The sequence below is a fragment of the Halorubrum sp. B52 genome (genome assembly GCF_059752555.1).
On sequence record NZ_MWTG01000007.1, the window covers coordinates 814846 to 838283 of the forward strand.

Here is a 23438-nt window from a genome sequence, read left to right on the forward strand (position 1 = left end):
ACGGCGCCGGCGTAGTCCCGGCCCACCCCGTCCGCGGGCCCGAGTTACTTCGCGCCGTCCGGCCCGCCGTGGCCCCCGTCTCGGCGGTCGTCGAGGAACGCTCGCGCGCGCTCAACGACGGACGCGCGGAACCGGGCAGTGTCGACTCCGGCCGGGTCAGTCTGCCCCTCCCCGAACCGGAGTGGCGTCTCCCTGGCGATCGCCTCGACGGTCCGGTCCGCGAGGGCGTCGACCGTCGCCGGCTCGCCGCGCCGTTCGAGGGTCGCGAGGACGCCTTCGAACCGCCCTCGCCCGGCGTGGACCGCGGCGAGTTCGTCGGGGTCGGGCGGGTCCGGCTCCCGGGCGCCTCTCGCGTGGCCGTCTCCCGCATCGTCGCCACCGACGCCCGTCCCCCTCGCGATCGTCCCGCGTCCGCCGCGCTTGTTCCGGACGACGACGCCCGCAACCGGGCCGTCGCGCCACGCCGACGCCGGGACCGCGTATCCGTCGGGGTCGAAGTCGCGGGCGTTCACCTCGCGCGCCAGCGCGTTCACCGGGTCGAGCCCGACCCCCTCGAAGATCGCCGCGGCGGCGTCGGGCGGCCGGAACGCTCCGTCCGGTGCCCCGGTCTCCAACCTCCCGTCCGCGCCCGTCGCCCCGCCTCCGTCCGCACCCACCCAGACGTCGGTGCCGAGGAACGGCGGGATCCGATCCCAGTCGTAGTCGATGCCGCGACGGTGGGTGGCGACGCCGAGGAACGTCACGCCGGCGGGGTCGGCGACGGCCTCTCGGAGCGCGTCCCGGTCGAACCGGTCGCGAACGTGTCGGACCGCGGGGCGGAGCGCGAGCGGGACGGCGTCGAGGTCGGGGTACGTCGCGTCCGGACCGCCGAACCGGAGGAGCCCGGAGTCGTCCATGCGGAGCCGGAGGCCCGTTCCGTCGATCAGTTCGAGGAGCCAGAGGTGTCCCTCGAGGAGGTCGTCTGGCGCTTCCGGGTCGTCGAGGTCGGGGAGCGGCGGGAATCGGCGCATGATGGGGCGGTCGGGCGACCGGCCTGAGCCTCCGACCCGCAGCGGGTTGGCTCTTTGGGAGACCCCGAGCGTCGTCGCTCGTCCCGCCGCGTCGCCGGTTGTGTGGCTCCCGTTCCCACAGTTACAAGCGGCCGCCCGCCGTACCGACTCGCGATGTTACCGATCGCGGACGCATTCGAACACGACTACCGGGGCTGTGAGATCCTGTACGGACGCGGTCGCGCGAGCGAACTGAGCGCGGTCCTCGGCGACCGGGGACTCGGCGACGCGCTCGTCGTCTGCGGCTCCAACGTCGGCGCCAACGACGACCTGATGGACCCGATCCGCGAGGGGCTCGACGACCGGCTCGCCGGCGTCTTCGACGGCACGACCCCGGACAAGCGGGTCGAGACGGCGTACGACCTCCTCGATAAGCGCGCCGAGGTCGGCGCGGACGCCCTCGTCGCGGTCGGCGGCGGGAGCAGCCTCGATACCGCCCGACAGGCGGCGATGCTCGACGTCGACGGCCGCGACCTCGCGGAGCTCCGCGCCGACGCCGCGGCGGGACCCGACGCGCTCGGATCGCTCGCGCCCGGAAGCGACCCCTCGCTCCCGGTCGTCGTGATCCCGACGACGTTCGCCGGCGCGGACCTCTCGACGGGCGGCTCGCTGGAGGTGCTTCCGGCGGACGAGTCACCCACGGGCCAGCCGCTGACCGTCAGCGGCGACGGGCCGATGCCGGCCGTCGACCTCGCCGACCCGGCGCTGTTCGAGACGACCCCGACGTCGGCGCTCGCGGGGTCGGCGATGAACGGCTTCGACAAGGGGATCGAGACGCCGTACGCGAGCGACGCGACCCCCGTGAGCGACGCGGCCGCGGTCCACGGGCTTCGGCTCCTCTCCGACGCGCTCCCGCGGGTCGCCGGAGATCGCCCGGAGAGCGAGGCCGCCGCGGACCGCGCCGTGGTCGGCGCGCTGCTGGTCCAACTCGACCGGCGGATATCGGTGATCCACGCGTTCGGCCACGGGTTCGCGCGCCGCTACGACGTCCAGCAGGGCGACGTCCACGCGGCCGTCGCCCCGCACGTCCTCGCGTACCTCTTCGACGAGGTCGACGCGAGCCGACGAGCGCTCGCCGCCGGCCTCGGCGTCGACACAGACGGCCGCGGTGACGACGCGGTCGCCGAGGACATCGTCTCGGCCGTCGCCGCGGTCCGCGACGCCCTCCCGGTGCCCGAGCGCCTGCGCGACCTGCCGGCGACCGACGAGAGCGACCTCCCCGCGATCGCCGAGTACGTCGCCGACGACTGGTGTATGGACCGCGCGCCCGACGGCCTCGACGCGACGCCGGAGGCGATCGAGGGCGTGTTGCGCGCGGCCTGGTAGCGACGCCCCGACGGGCTACCGCAGCGACGGCTCGGGCGCGCTCCTCACCGGTCCCGAAGCCGACCCGCGGCGCCGGCCGCGGCGAGCAGGGCGAGGACCGCGGCGACGACGCCGAAGCCGGGCGCGCCGCCGTCGGTGCCCCCCGCGTCGTCGCCGTCGGCGCCGTCCGTACCGTTTCCGTCGGTGTCGTTCCCGTCCGCCTCGTCCGCGGTCTCGACGCCCTCGACCGTCGCCGGTTCGGACTCGACGTCCCCGTCGCGCGCGACGATCGTCCGGTCTCCGGCGGACGAGATCGGCACGTCGATTTCACCGCGCTCGTCGGTCTCGCCGACCTCGTCGCCGTCGACCTCGACCGTGACGCCGGCGACCGGCTCGTCGTACGCGTTCCGCACGGTCACGCGCGTGGTCTCGCCGACGAGAACTCGGTCGTTCGCCGGCGTGACCGACAGCTCGGGGGTCCGCTGGGCCGTGACGTTCGCGCTCACCGCGGACTCCCGCACCCGGATCCGTTCGGGCGAGGCGTCGTACTCGTCCTTGACGACTTCGACCGTGTACAGGGCGTTCACGGGGACGTTGAGCGAGGCCGTCCCCTCGGTCACGCTCACCTCGCCGTCGAACACCGACGACGAGACCCGGACGGATCCCGTCTCGATCGGTTCCGGCGGGTCGAAGTGGTCGTCGAGGGCGCGGACGTCGAGCGTCACGGTCCCCCGCTCGATCGCGACCGTCGTCTCCGTGTTCAGCGACACCGTCACCTCGCGCTCCGTCTCGTAGTAGCCGGGCTTCACGACCGTGACGTTGTACGTGCCCCGCTCGAGACGGGCCGTCTCGTAGACCCCGTCGGAGCCGGTCTCCCCGCGGTCGACGGACCGCCCGTCCTCGCGGACGACCACTCTCGCGTCGGCCTGCGACCGGTTCCGGTCGTCGACGACCGACACCGTCGCGGTCCCGCTCCGAGTGACGCCGAGCTCGACGCCTCTCGCGGTCGCGTTCTCGATCTCGAGCGGCCGGTTCCGGACGTACGTGTCGTCGTCGACGTCCAACTCGACGCTCGATCCCTCCGGAACGTCGAGGAGCACTTGTCCGTTGCTCGCCGTCGAGCCGGACGCGGTCCCCGTCTCGCCCGAGTCGGTCTCCCACGACGCCTCGACGGTCGCGCCGCCGACGGCGTCGCCGTCCTGATCGACGACCGAGACGGTGAGCGTCACCGGATCGGCGCCCTGACCGACCGCGCCGCCCGTCGCGACGACCGCGATGAACAGTACTGCCGCGGCGACGAGGGCCGAACGTGAGGCGTTCATACGCGGACTCAGGGCTCCCGGTAGTATTGGTATGGGGCGATTACCGTGGTCTTCAGTGACATTTCTCCGGTTTCACTCGGCGCCCGTCACGGCTCTCTCGCAGAGCGGATCCCGGCTCTCCCGCGACGGCGACTCCGGCTCTCCCGCGACGACGACTCCGGCTCTCCCGCGACGGCGACCCCGACTCCGCCGTATTCAAATACGCGCGCGAAGACCAACGGATATGGAGCAGATCGACGACCAGTACGCGCCAGCCGACGTCGAGTCGGCGGTCGACGAGTACTGGGACGACGTGGACGCCTACGAGTCGGCAAAGGAGGCGCACGCCGACGACCCGCCCTTCTTCTTCGTGGACGGGCCGCCGTACACCTCCGGGCAGATGCACCTCGGCACGGCGTGGAACAAGACGCTGAAGGACGCGATCATCCGCCACAAGCGGATGACCGGCCACCGCGTCACCGACCGCCCGGGCTACGACATGCACGGGCTCCCGATCGAGGTGAAAGTCGAGGAGGAGCTCGGCTTCGAGAACAAGCGGGACATCGAGGAGTACGGGATGGAGGCGTTCATCGAGAAGTGCAAGCGGTTCGCCTTACAGAACCGCGCGGCGATGGACGAGGACTTCGAGTCCATCGGCGTCTGGATGGACTGGGACGACCCGTACGAGACCATCTCGCCGGAGTACATGGAGGCCGCGTGGTGGGCGTTCTCCGAGGTCGCCGACAACGGGCTCGTCGAGCAGGGGAAACGCTCCATCTCGCAGTGCCCGCGCTGCGAGACCGGGCTCGCCAACAACGAGGTCGAGTACGAGGACGTCGAGGACCCCTCGATCTACGTGAAGTTCCCGCTCGCCGACCGCGAGGGGAGCCTCGTCATCTGGACGACGACGCCGTGGACGATCCCCGCAAACACCTTCGTCGCCGTCGACGAGGAGCTCGCGTACAACGCCGTCCGCGCCGAGAGAGACGGCGAGAGCGAACTCATCTACGTCGCCGCCGACTGCGTCGAGGACGTCCTGCAGGAGGGCCGATACGAGAGCTACGAGATCGAGGCCGAGCTGACCGGTGAGGAGCTCGTCGGCTGGGCGTACGACCACCCGCTCGCCGACCGCGTCGCCGATTATCCCGACTTCGAGGGCGCCGGTCGGGTGTACGCCGCCGACTACGTGGAGGCCGACCGCACGGGGCTCGTCCACTCCGCGCCGGGCCACGGGGAGGAGGACTTCCACCGCGGCAGCGAGCTGGGCCTCGAGATCTTCTGCCCCGTCGGCCCCAACGGCGAGTTCACCGAGGCGGCCGGCGAGTACGCCGGACAGTTCGTGCGCGACGCCAACGACGACATCGTCGAGGACCTCGTCGCGGACGGCCACATGCTCGCGCACGGCACCGTCGACCACAGCTACGGCCACTGCTGGCGCTGTGACACCGGCATCATCCAGCTGGTCACCGACCAGTGGTTCATCTCGATCACGGACGTCAAGGAGGACCTCCTCGACAACATGGAGGAGTCCGAGTGGCACCCGCAGTGGGCCCGCGACAACCGCTTCCGCGACTTCATCGAGGACGCGCCCGACTGGAACGTCTCCCGACAGCGCTACTGGGGCGTTCCGATCCCGATCTGGGTGCCGGAGGACGCCGAGGCGGGGAACCTCGACGACGACATGATCGTGATCGGCACCCGCGAGGAGCTGGCCGAGCGCGTCGAGGAGGACGTCGACCCCGAGTCCATCGACCTCCACCGCCCCGCCGTCGACGACCTGACGATCGTCGAGGACGGCACGACCTACCGCCGCGTCGAGGACGTGTTCGACGTGTGGCTCGACTCCTCGGTCGCCAGCTGGGGCACGCTCGGCTACCCGTCGGAGACGGACGCCCACGACGAGCTGTGGCCCGCCGACCTCATCGTCGAGGCGCACGACCAGACCCGCGGCTGGTTCTGGTCGCAGCTCGGCATGGGGACCGCCGCCGTCGGCGAGATCCCCTACGAGGAGGTGCTGATGCACGGCTTCGCTAACGACGAGGACGGCCGCAAGATGTCGAAGTCCGTCGGTAACATCGTCACGCCCGAGGAGGCGATCGAGCGCGCCGGCCGCGACCCGCTCCGCACCTACCTCCTCTCCCACGACCAGCAGGGCGTCGACCTCGCGTTCGAGTGGGATGGGCTCGGCGAGCTGCAGGGGAAGCTCAACATCCTCTGGAACGTGTTCCGCTTCCCGCTGGAGTACATGGAGCTCGACGGCTACGACCCCGCCGAGGCCGACCTCTCGGACGGCGAACTGGAGCTCGTCGACGAGTGGGTGCTCTCCCGGCTCCAGTCCGTCGAGACCGAGGTGACGGAGGCGTGGGCCGACTACCGCGTCAGCGACGCGGTCAACGCGGTGATCGAGTTCGTCACGCAGGACGTCTCGCGGTTCTACGTGAAGGCCGTCCGCGACCGGATGTGGGAGGAGGCCGACTCCGCCTCGAAGCGCGGCGCCTACGCGACGCTCGCGACCGTCCTCGACGAGGTGGTCAGGATGCTCGCGCCGATCGCGCCGTACATGACCGAGCGGATGTACCAGACGCTCGACGGCGAGGCCGCGACCGTCCACCAGCTCGGCTACCCCGAGCCCGACGACGGGCTCCGCGATCCCGACCTCGAGCGCGACGTGGCGGTCCTCCGCGACGTCGAGGAGGCCGCGGCGAACGCCCGCCAGCAGGCCGGGCGCAAGCTCCGGTGGCCCGTGCCGCGCGTCGTCGTCGAGAGCGACGACGACGAGGTGACCGCCGCCGTCGAGCGCCTCGCCGACCTGATCGGCGAGCGCGTTAACGCCCGCGAGGTGACCGTCACCGACGCCTTCGACGAGCTCGTCGAGACCGCCGAGCCGCAGATGGCCGAGATCGGTCCCGCCTTCGGCGCCGACGCCCAGAAGGTGATGGACGCGGTGCAGGGCGCGACGCGCGCGGCGGTCGAGGGCGGCGCGGTGACCGTCGACGGCGAGCCCGTCGCGCTCGACGACGCGATGGTCGAGTACGTCGCCGAACCCCCGGAGAACGTCTCCGGCGTCGACTTCGACGGCGGCACCGTCTACGTCGACACGTCTCTCACCCCCGAGATCGAGTCGGAGGGGTACGCCCGCGACGTGATCCGCCGGGTCCAGGAGATGCGCAAGGAGCTCGACTTGGACGTCGAGGCCCGGATCCGCGTGGGCGTCGCCGTCGACGACGACCGGATCGCCGGCTTCGTCGACGACCACGCCGACCTGATCGCCGGCGAGGTGCGCGCCGACGAGTGGCTCGACGACCCGAGCGACGCCGCCGACGAGGACGGCCTCGTCGAGGAGTGGGACGTCGAGGACGTCGTCGTGACGATCGGGATCGAGCCGGTCGCGTAGGGCGTCCGTCGGTCTCGCGTCCGTCGGTCTCACGTTCGTCGATCGCGCGGCTGACGGAGCGACGAGAAACTGATCGCGCTTTCGGTTCGTCCCGCCGTTCGCGTGCCAGCGGTTCCCGTCCCGAAACCTATAGGTGAGTTCTTTACTCATGCTTATCCATGCATGTCCGGGCGGCTCGGCCCGACGACGCGGAGGCTCTGCGAACGGCGGTCTCGCGGGCGCGCGAGGCGACCGTCTTCGACGACATCGGATCCCCCCTCCTGGACGTGTCCGCCGCCGGCGTCCGCGAGGCCGCCGCCGAGGCGGAGTGGTCGTTCCTGATGGAGGACGACGACGGTCCCGTCGGCGTCGCCATCGCGCACCCCGACGCGGAGGGGTCGGAGGCGGAGCTGCTCGCGCTGTGGGTCCACCCCAGCCACGCGGGCGAGGGCGTCGCCGACGAACTGCTCGCGCGCGTCGCGTCTTCGGTGACCGGCCGCGGCGTCGACACGCTCCGGGCGAGCGTCCCCGCCGACAGCCCCGGCGCACAGGAGTTCTTCGCCGCGCACGGGTTCAGCCCCCGCGGCACCCGCCGCGGGCCCGCCGGTGACGAGTCCGTCGTCGTCGCCGAAGCGAGCGACCTGCAGTAACGCGTCCGGCCACCTCGTCGCGCTCGCCTATCGGTAACTGGGATTCGGCGACATCGGACCGGTCGACCGCCCCGCGCTTACTTCAGCCGTTCCTGCAGGAAGGAGGGATGCGCCGCGGTGACGCCGTCGATCGCCAGCAGCTTCTCGGAGATGACGTCGCCGAGCTCGTCGCCGTCGCCGGCGCGGACCTCGGCCATCAGCATGTGGTCGCCGGAGGAGGTGTACAGCGCCTGCACCTCGTCGAGCTCCTTCAGCTGGCGGGTCGCGCCCACGTACTTCCCGGAGTCGACGTCCATCCCCACCATGGCGATCGACTGCGACGAGAGCTTCTTCGGATCGATCTCCGCCGAGTAGCCGACGATCACGCCCCGCTCTTCCAGCCGGTCGATGTACTTCCGCACCGTCGGCTTCGAGACGTCGGCGCGCTCGGCGATCTCCGCACAGGAGGCCTGCGCGTCCTCCTCTAACACCGACAGGATCCGTTCCTCCGTCGATACCGTGCTCATGTCCGACTCTTTGTCGCCACGGAAAAAATACCTTGCGAACCGAAAAACGAGACGAACGGACGGCGAACCGCGGCGGGGCGGGCCGGCGATCCCGGCCTACGGCCGCGTCAGGCGTGCTTGTCGAGGAACTGGTCGTGCGAGCGCTCCCACTCGTAGTCGTCGTCCCAGTAGCGCTCTGCCAGCGGCTCCTCGGGCATCTCGCCGATCGCCTGCTTCTCCTCGCCGTAGGACGGGCGGTCCTCGTCGACGTAGTAGCGGCCGGTGAGGACCTTCCCCTCGTACAGCGACTCCTCGGTCTCGCGCATCATCTCCGCGGCCTCGACGCGGTCCGTCGGGTCGAAGTCGTAGTCGTCGGACTCGTTGACGTCGATGTACGGGACGTACTGGCGCGCGTCCTTGTTCCAGGTCGGGCACTGGGTGAGGAAGTCGACGTGCGCGAAGCCGTCGTGCTCGATCGCCTCGATGATGATCTCCTTCGCCTGGTTGGGGTTGACCGCGGCCGTGCGGGCGACGTAGGAGGCGCCGGCGTTCAGCGACATCGAGAGCGGCTTGATCGGTTCCTTGGCGCTGCCGGACGGCTGCGTCTTCGACTTGTGGCCCTTCGGGCTGGTGGGCGAGGTCTGGCCCTTCGTGAGCCCGAAGATCTCGTTGTTGAAGACGATGTACGTCATGTCGTGGTTCTCCCGGGCCGTGTGGATGAAGTGGTTCCCGCCGATCCCGTAGCCGTCGCCGTCGCCGCCGGCGGCGATCACTTCGAGGTCGGGGTTCGCGAGCTTCGCGGCGCGGGCCACGGGCAGCGAGCGTCCGTGGATCGTGTGGAACCCGTACGTGTCGAGGTAGCTGTTCAGCTTGCCCGAACAGCCGATCCCGGTGCACAGCAGGGTCTCCTCGGGCGTGCGCCCGACCTCCGGGAGCGCCTGCTTGAGCGCCTTCAGGACGCTGAAGTCACCGCATCCCGGACACCAGGTCGGCTGCGGCTCGACGCCGGGGGTGTACTCGTCGCGGTCGATCTCTCGCTCCTCTCCGATTGCTGAAAACGTGCTCATTGTTAGTCACCTGCGGCTGGGACGAAGGTGGTCTGATGGCCGGACGCGTCGCCGTCGCCCTCGACGATAGCGGCCTCGAACCCGTCGACGATCTCCGCCGGCTCGAACGGGTTCCCGTTGTACTTCAGCAGGCTCGACAGCTTCTCGCCGTAGCGGCCGAGGTTCTTCTGGACGAGCCCGCGGAACTGCCCCGAGGCGGTCATCTCGACGACGAGCACCTCGTCGACGCTCTCGACGAACGCCTCGACCTGCTCGGTCGGGAACGGGAGCATGTCGGAGACGCCGTACGACTTCACCGAGATCCCGGCGTCGTTGAGGCGCCCGACGGCCTCCTCGACGGTGCCCTGCTGGCTCCCGAAGGTGAGGATGCCGTACTGGGCGTCGTCGGGGCCGGCGTACGAGCCCGTGTCGACCGTGTCGAGGTCGGCGCGGATCGCCTCCAGCTTCTGGGTCCGCCGGTCGATCTGCGCGACGCGGTTGTCCGGCGACTCGGCGATGTGGCCGGTCGGGTCGTGCTCGTTGCCGGTCGCGAGGAAGCGACCGCCCTTCTGGCCGGGGATCGAACGCGGGGAGACCCCGTCCTCGACGTCGTGCTGGAACCGGTGGAACTTCCCGTCGGCCGAGTGCGGCTCGTCGGCGAGCGCGTCCTCGCTCAGGGTCTTCCCGAGCGTCGGGTTCGGCTCGCGGTCGAAGTGGCTCTTGGGGACGTTCGTCATCTCGCCGCCGAGCTTCTGGTCGTACAGGAGGATCGACGGGATCTGGTACTCGTAGGCCAGCCGGAAGGCGATCCGCGACTGCTCGTACGCCTCCTCGACGGTCCCGGGCGCGAGGACGACGCGCTGGGAGTCGCCCTGCGAGGTGTAGAGGACGTGTTCGAGGTCGGACTGCTCCGGCTTCGTCGGCATCCCGGTCGAGGGGCCGGCGCGCATGGCCTCGACGAGGACGACGGGCGTCTCCGTCATCTCCGCGAGACCGAGCGGCTCCGACATCAGCGCGAAGCCGCCGCCGGAGGAGCCGGACATGGCCTTCACGCCGGCGTGCGAGGCGCCGACCGCGAGCGCGGCCGCCGCGATCTCGTCTTCGACCTGCTCGGAGATCCCGCCGAGCTTCGGCAGGTTCTTCGTCATGATGGTGAACACCTCGGTCCACGGCGTCATCGGGTAGCCGGCGATGAACCGACAGCCCTCGTCGATGGCGCCGTAGGAGATGGCGTCCGAGCCGGACATGAGCAGCTGCGTCTCGTCGTGGTCGCCGGTCGGGACGCCCACGTCGGGCGCGTCGACGTCGTACTCCTCCCGTACCTGATCGTAGGCGGTCTGAAGGATCTCCAGGTTCGGATCGAGGATCTTCTCCGGCATCGCGTCCCGCATGAGGTCCTGGACGTGGTCGAGGTCCATGCCGGTGATCGCGCAGGTGGCGCCGACGCCGGCGGTGTTGCGCATGACCTCGCGACCCATGTCGCGGGCGAGCCCGCGGAGGTCGAGGGGGTATACGTGCCAGTCGTTCTCCTCGGCGCGCTCCTCGAAGTTCGGGATCTCGGAGGCGTCGAGGAGCCCCTCGTCGTAGACGATGACGCCGCCCTCGCGGAGCTCGTCTAAGTTCTCCGAGAGCGGTTTGATCTCCTCGTTCCCGTAGACGGCCTCCTCCTGCGGGTTCCGGGCGAACGAGTCGCCGAGCGCCAGCAGGAAGTTGTAGCCGTCGCCGCGGGAGTTCACCGGGTCCGCCGAGGCGCGGACTTCGGTGTAGGTGTGACCGCCGCGGATGCGGGACGGGTAGTGGCGATGCGTGAACACGTCGAGCCCCGATCGCATCAAGGCCTTTGCGAAGTTCTGGCTCGTCGAAGCGATCCCGTCGCCGGATCCCCCCGATATCCGCCAGATGAGTTCGTCGTCAGTCATAGTGGTATGGTAGCCCGTGAGGGCCTCGTGCTCTGTGGTTGTAGTGGTTACCTCTTAGGGCTTGCTATGGAATCACAAGGAACAATCATGAAAGACCTTTAGGCCGGAGGTCAGAAGGCCCACCGCACCGCGGTTCCGCGCCCTTTTACTCGCCGCCCGCCTGACGGCGGGTATGCTCACGTTCATCGGGCTCGGGCTCTACGACGAGCGGTCGGTCACCGTCGAGGGGCGCGAGGCGCTCCGCGCCGCCGACCGCGTCTTCGCCGAGTTCTACACCAGCCGGCTGGTCGGCGCCGACGTCGACGAGCTGGAGGCTCACCACGGCGTCGAGATCGAGGTCCGGCCTCGGGAGGGCGTCGAACGGGACCCGGAGGCGATCCTCTCGGCCGCCGCCGAGGGCGACGTCGCCTTCTGTACCGCCGGCGACACGATGATCTCGACGACGCATACGGACCTCCGGCTGCGCGCCGCGGAGCGCGGGATCGACACCCGCGTGATCCACGGCGTGACCGCCCAGTCGGCCGCGTCGAGCCTCACGGGACTCCAGAACTACCGGTTCGGCAAGGCGACGACCCTCCCCTTCCCGTACGCCCACGGCGGCGACGAGGTGCCGGAGAGCGTGGTCGAGACGATAGAAGCGAACCGCGAGCGCGGCCTCCACACCGTCGTCTACCTCGACATCAAGGTGGGCACCGGGCCGACCGGCCCCGACCCGGACCACGAGGAGTACATGACCGCCAACGTCGCGGCCGGCCTGCTCGCCGACGGCTGGCGCGACGAGCTGGCCGTCGTCGTCGCCCGCGCGGGCTCGCCCGACGCGGTGGTCGCCGCCGACCGGCTGAGCGCGCTGGCCGATCGGGAGTTCGGCGGCCCGCTCCACCTCCTCGTGATCCCCGGCGACCTCCATCACGTCGAGGCCGACGCGCTGGCCGGGCTCGCCGGGGCCCCGGCGGAGCTCGTGGAGGAGTGAGCCCGGCCGAGCGAGCGCGCCGAGAGTCGCCTCCGATCGACCGGTCGTTTGATATTCCCGTCCCGCGTTATCACAGACCATGACAGACGTTCCCGTCGAACGGCTGATGTCGACCGAGCTCGTCACGATTCCCCGGGGAGCGGCCGCCGCGGAGGCGGCGAAGCGCATGTTGGAAACGGGAGTGAGTTCCATACTCGTCGTCGACGACGGGCGCCTCGCGGGGCTGATCACCGCGACGGATTTCGTCTCTCTCGTCCGCCGGAACGACCCGGAAGACGAGACCTCCGTCGAGGCGTTCATGACGACGGAGGTCGTCACCGTCTCCCCCGACGACTCCGTCGAGGAACTCGCGGAGCCGACCGACCGGGGATACACCCACCTGCCGGTGGTCGGCGCGGACGGGAAACTGGTCGGGATGCTGTCGACGACCGACCTGACGGCGTACCTCTCGAAGCACCGCCGCTGACCCCGCCTCTACCGGCCGTCGACGCCCAGCCTGCGACGGAACGGGCCGGAAGCGAGCGTCCCGCGACCTCGACCGCCGCTCCGTTGCGTGTTCCGGAAGAGTAATCAGATCTGGTAGCACATGACAAGGCATGGACCTGAACGACCGGACACGCGTCAGCGAGGTCATGTCGACGCCGCTGGAGACGATCGGAGCGGACGAGCCGCTTCGAGAGGCCGCGCGTCGGATGAACGACGGCGACATCAGCGCGCTCGTCGTGACGACGGGCGGCGGCTGTATCATCACGCAGAGCGACGTCGTCGGCGCCGTCGCGGACGGCCGCGACCTCGACGAGGCCGTCGTTCGCGACGTGATGACCGAGAACGTGGAGACGGTGACGCCGGACCTCATGATGGAGGAGGTCGCGGCGATGATGACCATGTACGGCGTCAAACACCTCCCCGTCGTCGACGACGACTACGTCGGCATGGTCTCGTCGACCGATGTCGCGGCGCACCTCTCGTGAGTCGGGGCCGCGCTCGGGCGGCGTCGACCGCCCGACTACAACAGGAGTAGCGGAACGCCGACCGCGACCCCGACCGCGATCAGCACGAGGTTCCAGACCAGCACCGGGCGGACGAGCTCGCGGGCGATGCTCGCCGCGAACGCGGTCTTGACCAGGATGCTCGCGGCGGTCCCGGCGATGACCCCCGTGACCGCCGTTTCGACCGATATCTGCCCGGTCCCGAGCAGCGAGACGGCGGTCGTCGTCGCGGTCCCGGAGGAGACGAGCCCCGCGAGGAACGACGTGGCGATGAACCCGCCGGCGCCGAACATCCGCTCGGCGCCGGCGGAGACGAGCAGCACCGCGAGGAACAGCGCGCCGAACGTCAGGGCGTTCCGGAGGCTGAACGGGGAGGTGAGCTCCGCCTCCATCGTCGTCCGCCAGTCGCTCCGCCAGATCGCGATGGAGACGCCGGCGAGCGTGACCGCGCCGAGCGGCGCGCCGACCACGAGGGCGGCCTCCGGAACGAAGACGGCGACGACGGCGGCGTTCCGGAGGGCCATCGCGGCGTTCGCCAACAGGATCGATCCAACCGCGATGTCGAGCAGGTCCGCCTGTCCCTTCGCCCGTTTCGCCATCTCCGCGACGACCGCCGTCGAGTTCACGAGCCCGCCGAAGAAGCCGGTCACCGCGTAGCCGCGCCCCTGGTACCGCTTCACGAGCACGTAGTTGACGAACCCGATGGCGCTGACGGCGACGACGAGCGACCAGATGAGCCGCGGCTGGACCGCCCCCCACGGGTCGATCGTCTCGGTCGGGAGCAGCGGGAAGACGACGAACGCGAGGATGGTGAACTCCACCGCGCTGCGGACCTCCTCGCGGGAGAGCCCCCACGCGAACTGGTGGAGCTCCCGCTTCAACACGAGCAGCAGCGAGGAGAGCATCGCCACCGTCACCGCCTCGATGAAGAATTCCTCGGCGACCAGCGCCCCGACCCCGTACGTGACGAGCATCGACACCGAAGTGGTGAGCGAGAGGCCGTCGACGTCCGGCTCGACGAAGCTCCGGACGGCCAACAGCACCGCGATGGCGACGATCAGGACGCCGCCGACGATCAGGAGCCCGTCGTGGTCGAGCAGCGAGAACACCGCCGACGCGAGGCCGATCAGCGCGAACGTCCGGATCCCCGCCGACTTCTGGGACCACTCCCGCTCGAGTCCGAGGAACATCCCGAGCGCGGTCGCCAAGACCAGCTTCGCGACGTTGGTCTGGAGGTAGACGAGGGGGTCGACCGCGCTCGTCACGGCCGATCACCCCGGCGGAAGCACCGCCGCGTCGACCGAGTCGTCTCGCGCATAGTCCGGTGTCTCTCGCAACCGCCCCTTAAGTTTGGCATGCCGTCGCGCCGTCCGCCCCTCAGCGGTTCGTCGGCTCCCGCGGGAGGTCCAGCGACTCCGTCAGGTCGTGTTCCTCGCCCGTGAGTAAGTAGAGGACGTCCTCGAGGATGACGGCGAGCTCCGGGAGCTCCCGCACCGCGAGGAACGTGATCCCGATCAGCGCGACGACCGCGAGCAGCTGGCTCATGATCCGGTCGGAGATGAGGAACGAGACCCGATACGGGTCGCTCGCGCCGAACATCGCGAGCACGAGGTCCGTGTGCCACTGCATGTACTGGTTGCCCGCCACGACGGAGATGAACGTCGTCCGGAGGATGTTGAGCACGTAGATGAGCGGGATCGACACCGCGAGCGCGCGGAGCTTGCGCGAGAGCGGCGCCCGCACGGCGGCGACGAGCCCGCCGAAGATCGCCATGCTGCCGAGCCCCGTACACGCCAACACGACGTGGATCGTGACCGTGTGGCCGTCGGGGAGCGTCCACGCGTACGCCGCGTCGTACCCCTCGTAGCTCCTCACGCGCTCCGGCGCGTAGCCGAGGAGATCGATGAGGAACCCGGTCTGGGTGGCGACCGCCTCGATGAGGATCCGGCGGGGCTCGGGGAACGCGACGCCCGCGAGCGTGAACGCCGGGATCGTCTCGAACGGGAGGTAGATGAACAGCATGAGCGAGATGGCCCGCGTGAGCGTGAACAGCGAGGCGCGGCCGTTGTACAGCAGGTAGCCGGCGTAGATACAGGCCGGGACGCCGACGAGCGCCAGGATCGACTCGACGTAGCTCTGGTGTTCGAACGCGAAGTACGGGACCGTCGTCAGCCAGAACAGTCCGAACAGCGCCCACGTCCCCGCCGCGAGCGACCGGCCAGCGGCCAGTCCGCGGCTGTCGAGCAGCCACGAGACGGCGAAGAGGATCGCGACGAGCCAGGCGAAGGTGAACGTGTCGGGGACCAGGCTCAGGATCGCCGACACGCCGGGACCGAACATGTCCGAACCGTCGGTCGTCGTCGGATAAAGCCCTTGTCGTTGCCGACGATCCGTGGGGTAGTTCCGGAGCGCGGCGAACGGAGACAGACGGCGGTACGGGGCGCCGGAGAGAGACGGAGAAGAGGGGAAACGCGGTTCGGCGCGGTCAGCGCTCGTCGGAGTCGAGCACCCGGATCTGGTCGCCGCGGACGGTGACCGGGATGGGGACGGTCGCCTCGTACAGCTCGACGGTCACCTGGTCTTTCCCCTCGTCGATGCGCTGGACGCGGGCCTTCTCGCCCTTGAACGGCCCGGCGATCAGCTCCACGATGTCGCCCTCGGCGATCCCCTCGACGTCGGGGGTCGGCGAGAGGAAGTGTTCCACCTCGGAGAAGGGGCTCTCGGCCGGTCCCTCGGAGCCCTGGATGACGCCGCGGGCGTGGGGGATCTCGTCGAGGATCCGGGCGAAGACGCTGCCGTCCGTCGCCTCGACCATCACGTAGCTCGTGAGCTGGTCGGGGGCGATGACCGCCTGGATCTCCGGCATCTCCTTCTCCGCGAGCATGTCGGCGACGGTGCGCTCCTGGCTCGCGGTGGTCTTGACCGAGAAGATCGGCATCAGGCGCCGACCCCCGGCAGGAGGCTCATGATCGCGAACATCAGGAAGCCGATGAAGCCGACGAGGAGGATGCCGGCGCCGGCGATCTTCGACACCTGGAGGAACTCGTCGGTGCTCGGCGTGCTCGCCAGTTTCAGCACCCGAACGTAGCTGTTGAGGTCGTACGGAACGTCCATGTTACGACGCGCTTCGAGGCGAGGCGGTTTTTACCTTTTGATGCGGGGCGATCCCGGCTCCGAGAACGGGGACCGCGAGAAGGAACGCTAATGAGACTGGCCGCGTCGCCGGCGCGTCACTCCACGTAGTCGATGTCTTCCATCTCCGCCGCCGCCCCCTCCGGGGGCTCGCCGTTTCGGCCGTAGATCTGCGGCGACTCGACGCCGGTCACGACGATCATGGTGCGCATCTCGCCCTCGAGCTCGTCGTCGACCGAGGTGCCCCAGATGATCCGGGCGTCGGGGTCGATCCGGTCGTAGATCTCTTCGACGACGCCCTCGGCCTCCTCGATGGACATGTCCGTGCCGCCGGTGACGTTCACGAGCGCGGAGTTCGCGCCGGAGATGTCGACGTCGAGCAGCGGCGAGCGGAGCGCCGACTTCACCGAGTCCTGCGCCTTCGAGTCGGAGTCGGACTCGCCGAGGCCGATCATCGCGACGCCGCCCTTCTCCATGACGGTCCGGACGTCGGCGAAGTCGAGGTTGACCAGCCCGGGCATCGTGATGAGCTCCGTGATCCCCTTCACCGAGCGCATCAGCACCTCGTCGGAGACCTTGAACGCCTGCCGGACCGGGAGCTTCCCGACCGCGTCGAGCAGGCGGTCGTTGGGGACGACGATGACCGTGTCGCTCACGTCGCGGAGGCGTTCGAGGCCGGCCTCGGCGTTCGTCCGGCGGACTTCGCCCTCGGCGGTGAACGGCGTCGTGACGATGGCGATGGTGAGCGCGCCCGACTCGCGGGCGGCCTTCGCGACGACGGGGGCGGAACCCGTGCCGGTGCCCCCGCCGAGCCCGGCGGTGACGAACACCATGTCGGAGCCGTCGATGGCGTCCTGGATCTCCTCTTGGGACTCGATGGCGGCCTCCTCGCCGACCTGCGGGAGGGAGCCGGCGCCGCGCCCCTGGGTCTTCTGCTGGCCCATGAGGATCTTCGTGTCGGCCTCGATGTTGACGAGGTGCTGGACGTCGGTGTTGGCCGCGACCAGCTTCGCGCCGTGGATCCCCTCCTCGGTCATCCGGTTGACCGTGTTGCCGCCGGCGCCGCCGCAGCCGACGACCGTGATGTTCGTCTGGAGGTCCTGTAAGACGTCCTGTAGCTCGTCGTCGGTCATCGTCCCGGACTGCGGCGGGGCGCCGGCCGCCGCGTCGGTCGCACCGGCGCCGGCCTCCCCGGCGTCGTCTGCCGGGGGCTCCTCGGCTTCGTCGATGGCGTCCTCCACGATAGAATCCATTATGTGGTGTGGTTGCGACCCGGACGTATTTATTTTTGCCCAATGTCTGACGCGAGTCAGACGCCGAGAGACCGCCGCCAGCGCGCGGGAGCCGTCGGCTTCACTCCGCTGCGCCCGCGACGTCGATCGGGAACCGCTCCGTCCGCGATCGGGACACCTCCTCCGGGGTCACCGTCTCGCCGTCGACCCGCACGGACTCGCCGTCGGCGAGCCGACCGAACGCCGGCCCCTCGGGAACGCCGCGGTTCCGCGCCAGCTCGGGGTCGAAGGCTGTCTCGCGGGCGACGACGGCGTCGCGGGCCACCTCGACGGCGTCGTACCCCTCTCCGAGCACCGCCGCGAGGTCGGCGACGAGATCCGCGTACTCTGGGGCCGCGGCGTCGTCGGCGAAGGCGGCCGCCCCCGCCGCGCGGGTGCCGGCCTGTTCCGTGTCGAAGGCGACGGCGTTCGCCGCCACGGCCTCTCGGGTCGCCTCCGGGTCGATCCCCTGCGCCCGCGACAGGAGCTCCCCGGGAAGCCCGCGGACCGAGACCGCGTCGGGGCGGGACTCCCCGGGGGCGACGTCGCCGAACCGGAGCCCCTCGTCGACGGTCGCGAGGTCGCGCTCCAGCCGCTCGACGAGCGGGAGCGGCCGGTCGCCGACCTCGCGGACCCACGTCTCGCTCACGACCCGGTGCCCGAGCTCCTCGACGACGGCCGCGAGCTCGGGCCTGTCCCCCTCGATCACGGCGCGATCGGCGCGGCTGCGCGCGAACGCCTGCTCGATCGTCTCGCGGTTCGCCTCGGGCGCGCCCATCTCGCCGAGCGCCCAGTCGGCGCCGACGTGCCCCACGGCCCACGCCGTCTCGCGGACGATGCGGGTGAACCGCGGCGCGTAGTGGCCCCCGCCGAAGCCGACGACGTGGCGGGGGGACCCGTCGGTCGCGTCCCCGGCTCGGTTCCCGATCAGATCCGGGCCGCTCCCACGCAGGTCGAGGACCGCCCGCGCGACCGCCTCCGCCGCTTCCGGGTCCTCCCACTGGGGCTCGTCGGACCCGAGCTCGACGAACAGCGAGGGGACGGAGACGCTCGTCGGCCCGTGGTGAGTGCACTCGATGCCGACGTCGTATCCCTCCGGAGCGTGTGCCGCCAGCGCCTCGACGACGCGCTTCTCGGCGCCGGGGGCGGCGTCCGCGAGCGTCTCCGGCTCGCCGCCGTACGGCGCCGGGCCGAAGTTACCGGTGACGTGGGCGGTCAGGAGCGCCCCCGTCTCCCCGGAGTGCCGGGAGACGAAGACGAGGAAGTCGGGGCCGTCGTCGCCCGATGGATCTGCGTCGCCCGCGTCGCCGGCACCGCCGAACGCGGCGGCCGGGTCGCCCAGTTCGATGTGGAGGCCGTCGAACTCCCGGAGCTCGAATCCGTCGGTCCGGTAGTAGGCCCCGCCGCCCGCGGCGTCGGGGCGGGTCTCGTCCGCGCGCTCTTCCCAGTCGCCGACCGCGAGCAGGCGCTCGCCGATGTGTTCGGAGGCGCTGTCGGCCCGGCTGACGACGATCGCTATCACGGATTACGGTCGAAGTCGGGCGGCCGAATAGGCGTCGATTCCGGGCGCCGAACCGGCGGGACCCGGAGCGCGCTCACGGGAGCAGCAGGTACGCGAAGGCGACGTAGCCGGCGACGAGGACCGCGCCGTCGACCCGGGAGATCCGATCGCCGCGATACATGATTCCGACGAGCCCGCCGGTGAACGCGAGCAGCGCCGGGAACTCGAAGCCGCGTACGGCGGGGCTCACGCCGATCGGCCGAATGACCGCGATGATCCCGATCACCGCGAGGACGTTGTAGATGTTCGACCCGACGATGTTGCCGACGCTGAACTCCGCCTCGCCGCGCACGGCGGCGACGACGCTCGCCGCCAGCTCGGGGAGCGAGGTGCCCAGCGCGAGCACCGTGAGTCCGATGAAGATGTCGGAGAAGCCGGCCGCCGAGAGCAGCGACTCCCCGCCGTCGATCAGCCACCGCGAGCCGAGAACCAGCGCGGCGATGCCGCCGACCACGGCGGCGACGTCGCGGAGGCTCGCGTTCGGCATCTCCGCGCGCTCCGCGGTGGAGATCCCGGACTGCGTCTGCCGGATCCGGCGCATGACCACGACCGTGAACGCGACGAGCGTCCCGAGCATGAGGAGCCCCCCCAGCCGACCGATCCGACCGTTCCAGCCGAGGCCGACGAGCAGCAGCGCGGCGAGCACCATGAACGGGACGTGGCGCTCGAACACCGTCTGGGAGACGTTGAGCGGGCGGATCAGCGCGGAGACGCCCAGCACGAGCCCGATGTTGGCGATGTTCGACCCGAGGATCGTCCCGAGCCCCACGTCGGTCGAGACCGTCACGGCGCCGAGCAGGGAGACGAACAGCTCGGGGGCCGTCGTCGCGAACGCGATGACGGTGACGCCGACCGTCGACGCCTTCAGCCCGATCGCGAGCGCCAGGTCGCTGGCGCCCTTGACGAGCAGTTCGGCGCCCGCGTACAGGAGGGCGGCGCCCCCGAAGAGGAGCAGGAGTTCCGTGAGCGGCGACCCGAGCAACACGGCTCCCGGTTGTCGGTCATATTTAAAAAGCGCCGCGGTTCAGAGCGGTCGGGTCGCGGCCGCCTCCGGCCGGCCGGATCGAGTCCGCCGGATTGATCGAGTCCGCCGGATTGATCGAGTCCGCCGGATGATCGAGTCCGCCGGATTGATCGAGTCCGCCGGATCAGGCCCGCGCCGCGCGGAACTCCCCGTGTTTCATTCCGACGACGAACGCGACGGCGCCGAAGACGAGCATCGACGGGAGCACCATCATCAGCGTCGTCTGGAGCGCCATCGGCGTCCCGACGGCGACGCCGGCGGTGCCGAGAGCGACGATCAACGCGACGATACCGGCCGCGCGGGGCAGGTCGAACTGCATGTCCGCGATACGGTTCGCGCGAACCTAAGGGTTCGGCTCCCGGCCGGCACGCGTCGACGCCTCCGGCTCACGCCTCGATGATGTCGTCGTCCCGCTCCGCCGGCAGCGTCAGGTCGCCCTCCGTCGAGACGACCGCGCGGCCGCCGACCCGGACCTCGTCGCCGTCGACTCGCACCCTGACGTGTCCGGGGCGGTCGACGAAGTGGCCCTGTTCGAAGCGGAGCTCGTCGGGGAGTTCGCCGTCGAACGCGTCGACCGCCCGGAGGTACGCCCCGACCGCGCCGCTCGCCGTGCCCGTCACGGGGTCCTCGGGGACGCCGACCGCGGGCGCGAACGCCCGTCCGTGGAGCGTCGACGCCGCGTCGAGCGCGTCGAAGGTGTACGCGTAGATCCCGGCGACGTCGTGCTCGTTCGAGATCGCCTCGACGGCGTCCGCGTCGGGCTCCGCCTCGCCGAGGCGCTCCAGGAAGTTGACGGGGACGACGAGCCACGGGAGCCCGGTCGAGGCGACCGCGACGGGGAGGTCGGCGCCCACGTCCCGGAGGGCCGCTGGGTCGATCCCGAGCGCGTCGCCGAGGCGGTCGGCGTCGATCTCGGCCTCGTCCACGGGCTCGACGGTCGGAGAGTTCTGGCGCATCCAGACGGTGCCGTCGTCGTCGACCCGGATCGAGAGGTCGCCGACGTTCGTCCGGAGGGTCCGCTCGCCGGCGTCGATCTCCCCGGCGTCGTACAGTGCGGCGTAGCTCGCGATCGTGGCGTGGCCGCAGAGGTCGATCTCCGTGGACGGGGTGAAGTAGCGGACCCGCTCGTCGGCGCCGTCGCCCGCGTCGAAGAGGAACGCGGTCTCGGAGGCGCCGAGCTCGGCGGCGATCCGCCCCATCCGGTCGTCGCTCAGTCCCGCGGCGTCCGGCACGACGCCGGCGACGTTCCCGGCCAGCGGTTCGTCCGTGAACGCGTCGACGAGCAGCGCGCGTCGCGTCTCCATGCGTCACCCTCGTGGGGCGGCCCCAAAAGGGTCCCGAGCCGGTCCGGGACGATGTCAACCCTTTTGCCCTCCACGCCGGATGTACCCCTATGGGCCTCTTCGACCGGTTGCGCGGGAACGACACCCCGCGCGTGGCGTTCATCGGGATCGACGGTCTCCCGCACGGTCTCGTCGCCGACAACCCGGACACGTTCCCGACGCTCTCGGCGATCGCCGCCGACGGCGACGGCGGGCCGATCGACAGCACCGTGCCGCCGGAGTCGAGCGCGTGCTGGCCCGTCCTCACCAGCGGCCGGAATCCCGGAGAGACCGGCGTCTACGGCTTTCAAGACCGGGAGATCGGATCCTACGACACCTACGTTCCGATGGGGCGAGACGTCCAGACGACCCGCGTGTGGGACCGCGCCACCGACGCCGGGCTCGACGCGACGGTGATGAACGTCCCGGTCACGTTCCCGCCTCAGCGGACGGTCCAGCGGATGGTGTCGGGGTACCTCTCGCCCGACTTGGACAAGGCCGCCCACCCCGACGAGCTCCGCGAGTACCTCACGGGCAGCGACTATCGGCTGTCGGTGAACGCGAAGCTCGGGCACAAGGCGGACAAATCGGAGTTCATCGATCACGCCCGGGAGACGCTCGACGCCCGCGCCGCCGCGTTCTCCCGGTACGTCGAGCGCGACGACTGGGACCTGTTCGTCGGCGTGTTCACGGCGCCCGACCGGATCAACCACTTCCTGTGGGGCGATTACGCGGAGAGCGGGGAGTACCGCGAGGCGTTCCTCGACTTCTACGCCGCGCTCGACGAGCACATCGGCGCGGTCCGGAAGGCGCTCCCCGACGACGTCCGCCTCGTCGTGGGATCGACCCACGGGTTCGCGCGGCTCCGCTACGACGTCTACTGCAACGAGTGGCTGGAGCGCGAGGGCTGGCTCTCGTACGACGACGACGACGACCACGGCGCGCTGACGGACATCGACGGCGACACCCGCGCGTACTCGCTCGTCCCCGGTCGGTTCTACCTCAACTTGGAGGGCCGCGAACCCGACGGGGTCGTCCCCGAGTCGGAGTACGAGTCCGTGCGCGCCGAGCTGCAGTCGGCCCTCGAATCGTGGGCGGGCCCCGACGGGAAGCCGGTCGCGAAGCGCGTCGTCGAGCGCGAGACCGTCTTCCGCGGCGACCACGACGAGATCGCGCCGGACCTCGTCGTCATCCCGAACGAGGGGTTCGACCTCAAGTCCGGCTTCCGCTCCCACGACGAGGTGTTCGACCCGGACGGCCCGCGGACGGGGATGCACACCTTCGAGGACGCCGCCCTGTTCGTCGACCACCCGGACGCGAACATCGAGGACGCCGACCTCCTCGACGTCGCGCCGACCCTCCTGCGACTGCTCGACGTCGACTACGGGCGGACCGACCTCGACGGCGCGAGCCTGATCTGAGATGGAACGGACGCCGGACGGGACCCCGGTCGGTGTCGACGACCCGTACGCGGTCGCCGGCGTCTGCGACCACCTGACCGACGACGGCCGTTGTCGGTTCGCGCTGACGCGCGCCGGCGACGATCCGGGGTTCGTCGCGGCCCGCCGCGCCGACGGCTACGCCTGCCACGTCGGTCCCGGCGGCGCGTGGCGGAAGTGTCCCCACTACCGCTCGACGACCGACGGCCGCGAGTGTCACCGCTGCGGGCTCGAGGAGGTCCGGATCGCCCACGACGACGCCCGACCGCTGGTGGAGGAACACCACCTCTCGTACGGGAGCGCGAACGGCGAGGAGACCGTCGGCCACGGCGGTGGCGACGCCGACGGGACCACCGAAGGCAGCGACGACGCCGGGCCCCACGAGATCACGGTCGCGCTGTGCCGCTGGTGTCACACGAAGGTCCACAAGTCGTTCGCGCGGATCGACGACGACGCGAGCCCGGACCCCGAGGCGATCGCGGCACGCGAGAGTCGGCGGAGCAGAGAGCAGTCCGAATCCGCCTTCGAGACGGCGAACGAGCGGTTCGACGCGGGAGAGTAACCCTGTCCGAGGCGCCCTCGGCGCCGAAGCCTGAGCGGGA

The 23438-nt window shown here is 70.6% G+C and carries 22 protein-coding genes; 8 read left to right on the forward strand and 14 right to left on the reverse strand.

What is annotated here, in order from left to right; all coding sequences use genetic code 11:
- Positions 1-44: 44 nt before the first annotated feature.
- Positions 45-1010, reverse strand: a complete 966-nt coding sequence (locus tag B4V04_RS05555) for a hypothetical protein (protein WP_498229870.1) — start codon at positions 1008-1010, stop codon at positions 45-47.
- Between the two features lie 153 nt (positions 1011-1163).
- Between B4V04_RS05555 and B4V04_RS05560 the strand changes: the two genes are divergently transcribed.
- Positions 1164-2375, forward strand: coding sequence for an iron-containing alcohol dehydrogenase family protein (locus B4V04_RS05560; RefSeq protein WP_498229872.1), 1212 nt, complete (start codon positions 1164-1166; stop codon positions 2373-2375).
- Between the two features lie 44 nt (positions 2376-2419).
- Here B4V04_RS05560 and B4V04_RS05565 read toward each other — a convergent pair whose 3' ends face one another.
- Positions 2420-3676: a carboxypeptidase regulatory-like domain-containing protein gene (locus B4V04_RS05565; protein ID WP_498229874.1), complete on the reverse strand. Its 1257-nt coding sequence runs from the start codon at positions 3674-3676 to the stop codon at positions 2420-2422.
- Positions 3677-3899: 223 nt separating this feature from the next.
- Here B4V04_RS05565 and ileS point away from each other — a divergent pair, with 223 nt between their 5' ends.
- Positions 3900-7049 carry an isoleucine--tRNA ligase gene (gene ileS, locus B4V04_RS05570; RefSeq protein WP_498229876.1) on the forward strand — a complete coding sequence of 1050 codons (3150 nt, stop codon included), beginning with the start codon at positions 3900-3902 and terminating at the stop codon, positions 7047-7049.
- 158 nt (positions 7050-7207) lie between these two features.
- Positions 7208-7678, forward strand: a complete 471-nt coding sequence (locus B4V04_RS05575) for a GNAT family N-acetyltransferase (protein WP_498229878.1) — start codon at positions 7208-7210, stop codon at positions 7676-7678.
- 77 nt (positions 7679-7755) lie between these two features.
- On the opposite strand, the gene lrpA1 is transcribed toward B4V04_RS05575, so the two are convergent.
- The 3 genes from lrpA1 to B4V04_RS05590 form a co-directional block, all read right to left on the reverse strand.
- Positions 7756-8184: an HTH-type transcriptional regulator LrpA1 gene (gene lrpA1, locus B4V04_RS05580; protein WP_144799337.1), complete on the reverse strand. Its 429-nt coding sequence runs from the start codon at positions 8182-8184 to the stop codon at positions 7756-7758.
- Positions 8185-8291: 107 nt separating this feature from the next.
- Complete coding sequence (locus B4V04_RS05585) at positions 8292-9230, reverse strand: thiamine pyrophosphate-dependent enzyme (RefSeq protein WP_498229880.1); 939 nt, start codon at positions 9228-9230, stop codon at positions 8292-8294.
- Positions 9231-9232: 2 nt separating this feature from the next.
- Complete coding sequence (locus tag B4V04_RS05590; protein ID WP_498229881.1) at positions 9233-11128, reverse strand: 2-oxoacid:acceptor oxidoreductase subunit alpha; 1896 nt, start codon at positions 11126-11128, stop codon at positions 9233-9235.
- 172 nt (positions 11129-11300) lie between these two features.
- On the opposite strand from B4V04_RS05590, the gene dph5 reads away from it, so the two are divergent.
- From dph5 to B4V04_RS05605, 3 genes are all read left to right on the forward strand, one after another.
- Positions 11301-12098 carry a diphthine synthase gene (dph5, locus tag B4V04_RS05595; RefSeq protein WP_498229883.1) on the forward strand — a complete coding sequence of 266 codons (798 nt, stop codon included), beginning with the start codon at positions 11301-11303 and terminating at the stop codon, positions 12096-12098.
- Positions 12099-12177: 79 nt separating this feature from the next.
- Complete coding sequence (locus tag B4V04_RS05600) at positions 12178-12564, forward strand: CBS domain-containing protein (RefSeq protein WP_498229884.1); 387 nt, start codon at positions 12178-12180, stop codon at positions 12562-12564.
- A gap of 130 nt (positions 12565-12694) precedes the next feature.
- Positions 12695-13069, forward strand: coding sequence for a CBS domain-containing protein (locus tag B4V04_RS05605; RefSeq protein ID WP_498229886.1), 375 nt, complete (start codon positions 12695-12697; stop codon positions 13067-13069).
- 35 nt (positions 13070-13104) lie between these two features.
- On the opposite strand, the gene B4V04_RS05610 is transcribed toward B4V04_RS05605, so the two are convergent.
- The 9 genes from B4V04_RS05610 to B4V04_RS05650 form a co-directional block, all read right to left on the reverse strand.
- The gene (locus B4V04_RS05610) at positions 13105-14352 is read right to left on the reverse strand and encodes an MgtC/SapB family protein (protein WP_498229888.1); all 1248 of its coding nucleotides are present in this window, start codon (positions 14350-14352) and stop codon (positions 13105-13107) included.
- 112 nt (positions 14353-14464) lie between these two features.
- Positions 14465-15427 carry an archaeosortase A gene (gene artA / locus B4V04_RS05615; RefSeq protein WP_498229890.1) on the reverse strand — a complete coding sequence of 321 codons (963 nt, stop codon included), beginning with the start codon at positions 15425-15427 and terminating at the stop codon, positions 14465-14467.
- A 145-nt stretch (positions 15428-15572) separates the two neighbouring features.
- Positions 15573-16025 (reverse strand): transcription elongation factor Spt5, encoded by a 453-nt coding sequence (locus B4V04_RS05620; protein ID WP_008004357.1) that lies wholly within the window; start codon positions 16023-16025, stop codon positions 15573-15575.
- Positions 16025-16201, reverse strand: coding sequence for a protein translocase SEC61 complex subunit gamma (locus tag B4V04_RS05625; protein ID WP_123114379.1), 177 nt, complete (start codon positions 16199-16201; stop codon positions 16025-16027). Before B4V04_RS05625 ends, B4V04_RS05620 begins: the two co-directional genes overlap by 1 nt.
- A gap of 116 nt (positions 16202-16317) precedes the next feature.
- Complete coding sequence (ftsZ, locus tag B4V04_RS05630) at positions 16318-17472, reverse strand: cell division protein FtsZ (RefSeq protein WP_498229892.1); 1155 nt, start codon at positions 17470-17472, stop codon at positions 16318-16320.
- A gap of 100 nt (positions 17473-17572) precedes the next feature.
- Positions 17573-19012, reverse strand: a complete 1440-nt coding sequence (locus tag B4V04_RS05635; RefSeq protein ID WP_498229894.1) for a D-aminoacyl-tRNA deacylase — start codon at positions 19010-19012, stop codon at positions 17573-17575.
- Positions 19013-19085: 73 nt separating this feature from the next.
- The gene (locus B4V04_RS05640) at positions 19086-20036 is read right to left on the reverse strand and encodes a calcium/sodium antiporter (RefSeq protein ID WP_498229896.1); all 951 of its coding nucleotides are present in this window, start codon (positions 20034-20036) and stop codon (positions 19086-19088) included.
- A gap of 163 nt (positions 20037-20199) precedes the next feature.
- Positions 20200-20394, reverse strand: a complete 195-nt coding sequence (locus B4V04_RS05645) for a DUF7333 family protein (RefSeq protein WP_498229898.1) — start codon at positions 20392-20394, stop codon at positions 20200-20202.
- Positions 20395-20461: 67 nt separating this feature from the next.
- Positions 20462-21379 (reverse strand): PhzF family phenazine biosynthesis protein, encoded by a 918-nt coding sequence (locus B4V04_RS05650; protein WP_498229900.1) that lies wholly within the window; start codon positions 21377-21379, stop codon positions 20462-20464.
- Positions 21380-21468: 89 nt separating this feature from the next.
- Between B4V04_RS05650 and B4V04_RS05655 the strand changes: the two genes are divergently transcribed.
- Together B4V04_RS05655 and B4V04_RS05660 are read left to right on the forward strand one after the other, a co-directional pair.
- Positions 21469-22818 carry an alkaline phosphatase family protein gene (locus B4V04_RS05655; protein WP_498229901.1) on the forward strand — a complete coding sequence of 450 codons (1350 nt, stop codon included), beginning with the start codon at positions 21469-21471 and terminating at the stop codon, positions 22816-22818.
- Between the two features lies 1 nt (position 22819).
- The gene (locus B4V04_RS05660; RefSeq protein ID WP_498229903.1) at positions 22820-23398 is read left to right on the forward strand and encodes a DUF7097 family protein; all 579 of its coding nucleotides are present in this window, start codon (positions 22820-22822) and stop codon (positions 23396-23398) included.
- Positions 23399-23438: the final 40 nt, after the last annotated feature.

Coding starts and splice junctions, on each gene's coding strand:
- B4V04_RS05555 (WP_498229870.1), bottom strand. CDS start 1,010: ATGCGCCGATTCCCGCCGCTCCCCGACCTCGACGACCCGGAAGCGCCA.
- B4V04_RS05560 (WP_498229872.1), top strand. CDS start 1,164: ATGTTACCGATCGCGGACGCATTCGAACACGACTACCGGGGCTGTGAG.
- B4V04_RS05565 (WP_498229874.1), bottom strand. CDS start 3,676: ATGAACGCCTCACGTTCGGCCCTCGTCGCCGCGGCAGTACTGTTCATC.
- ileS (WP_498229876.1), top strand. CDS start 3,900: ATGGAGCAGATCGACGACCAGTACGCGCCAGCCGACGTCGAGTCGGCG.
- B4V04_RS05575 (WP_498229878.1), top strand. CDS start 7,208: ATGCATGTCCGGGCGGCTCGGCCCGACGACGCGGAGGCTCTGCGAACG.
- lrpA1 (WP_144799337.1), bottom strand. CDS start 8,184: ATGAGCACGGTATCGACGGAGGAACGGATCCTGTCGGTGTTAGAGGAG.
- B4V04_RS05585 (WP_498229880.1), bottom strand. CDS start 9,230: ATGAGCACGTTTTCAGCAATCGGAGAGGAGCGAGAGATCGACCGCGAC.
- B4V04_RS05590 (WP_498229881.1), bottom strand. CDS start 11,128: ATGACTGACGACGAACTCATCTGGCGGATATCGGGGGGATCCGGCGAC.
- dph5 (WP_498229883.1), top strand. CDS start 11,301: ATGCTCACGTTCATCGGGCTCGGGCTCTACGACGAGCGGTCGGTCACC.
- B4V04_RS05600 (WP_498229884.1), top strand. CDS start 12,178: ATGACAGACGTTCCCGTCGAACGGCTGATGTCGACCGAGCTCGTCACG.
- B4V04_RS05605 (WP_498229886.1), top strand. CDS start 12,695: ATGGACCTGAACGACCGGACACGCGTCAGCGAGGTCATGTCGACGCCG.
- artA (WP_498229890.1), bottom strand. CDS start 15,427: ATGTTCGGTCCCGGCGTGTCGGCGATCCTGAGCCTGGTCCCCGACACG.
- B4V04_RS05620 (WP_008004357.1), bottom strand. CDS start 16,025: ATGCCGATCTTCTCGGTCAAGACCACCGCGAGCCAGGAGCGCACCGTC.
- B4V04_RS05625 (WP_123114379.1), bottom strand. CDS start 16,201: ATGGACGTTCCGTACGACCTCAACAGCTACGTTCGGGTGCTGAAACTG.
- ftsZ (WP_498229892.1), bottom strand. CDS start 17,472: ATGGATTCTATCGTGGAGGACGCCATCGACGAAGCCGAGGAGCCCCCG.
- B4V04_RS05645 (WP_498229898.1), bottom strand. CDS start 20,394: ATGCAGTTCGACCTGCCCCGCGCGGCCGGTATCGTCGCGTTGATCGTC.
- B4V04_RS05650 (WP_498229900.1), bottom strand. CDS start 21,379: ATGGAGACGCGACGCGCGCTGCTCGTCGACGCGTTCACGGACGAACCG.
- B4V04_RS05655 (WP_498229901.1), top strand. CDS start 21,469: ATGGGCCTCTTCGACCGGTTGCGCGGGAACGACACCCCGCGCGTGGCG.
- B4V04_RS05660 (WP_498229903.1), top strand. CDS start 22,820: ATGGAACGGACGCCGGACGGGACCCCGGTCGGTGTCGACGACCCGTAC.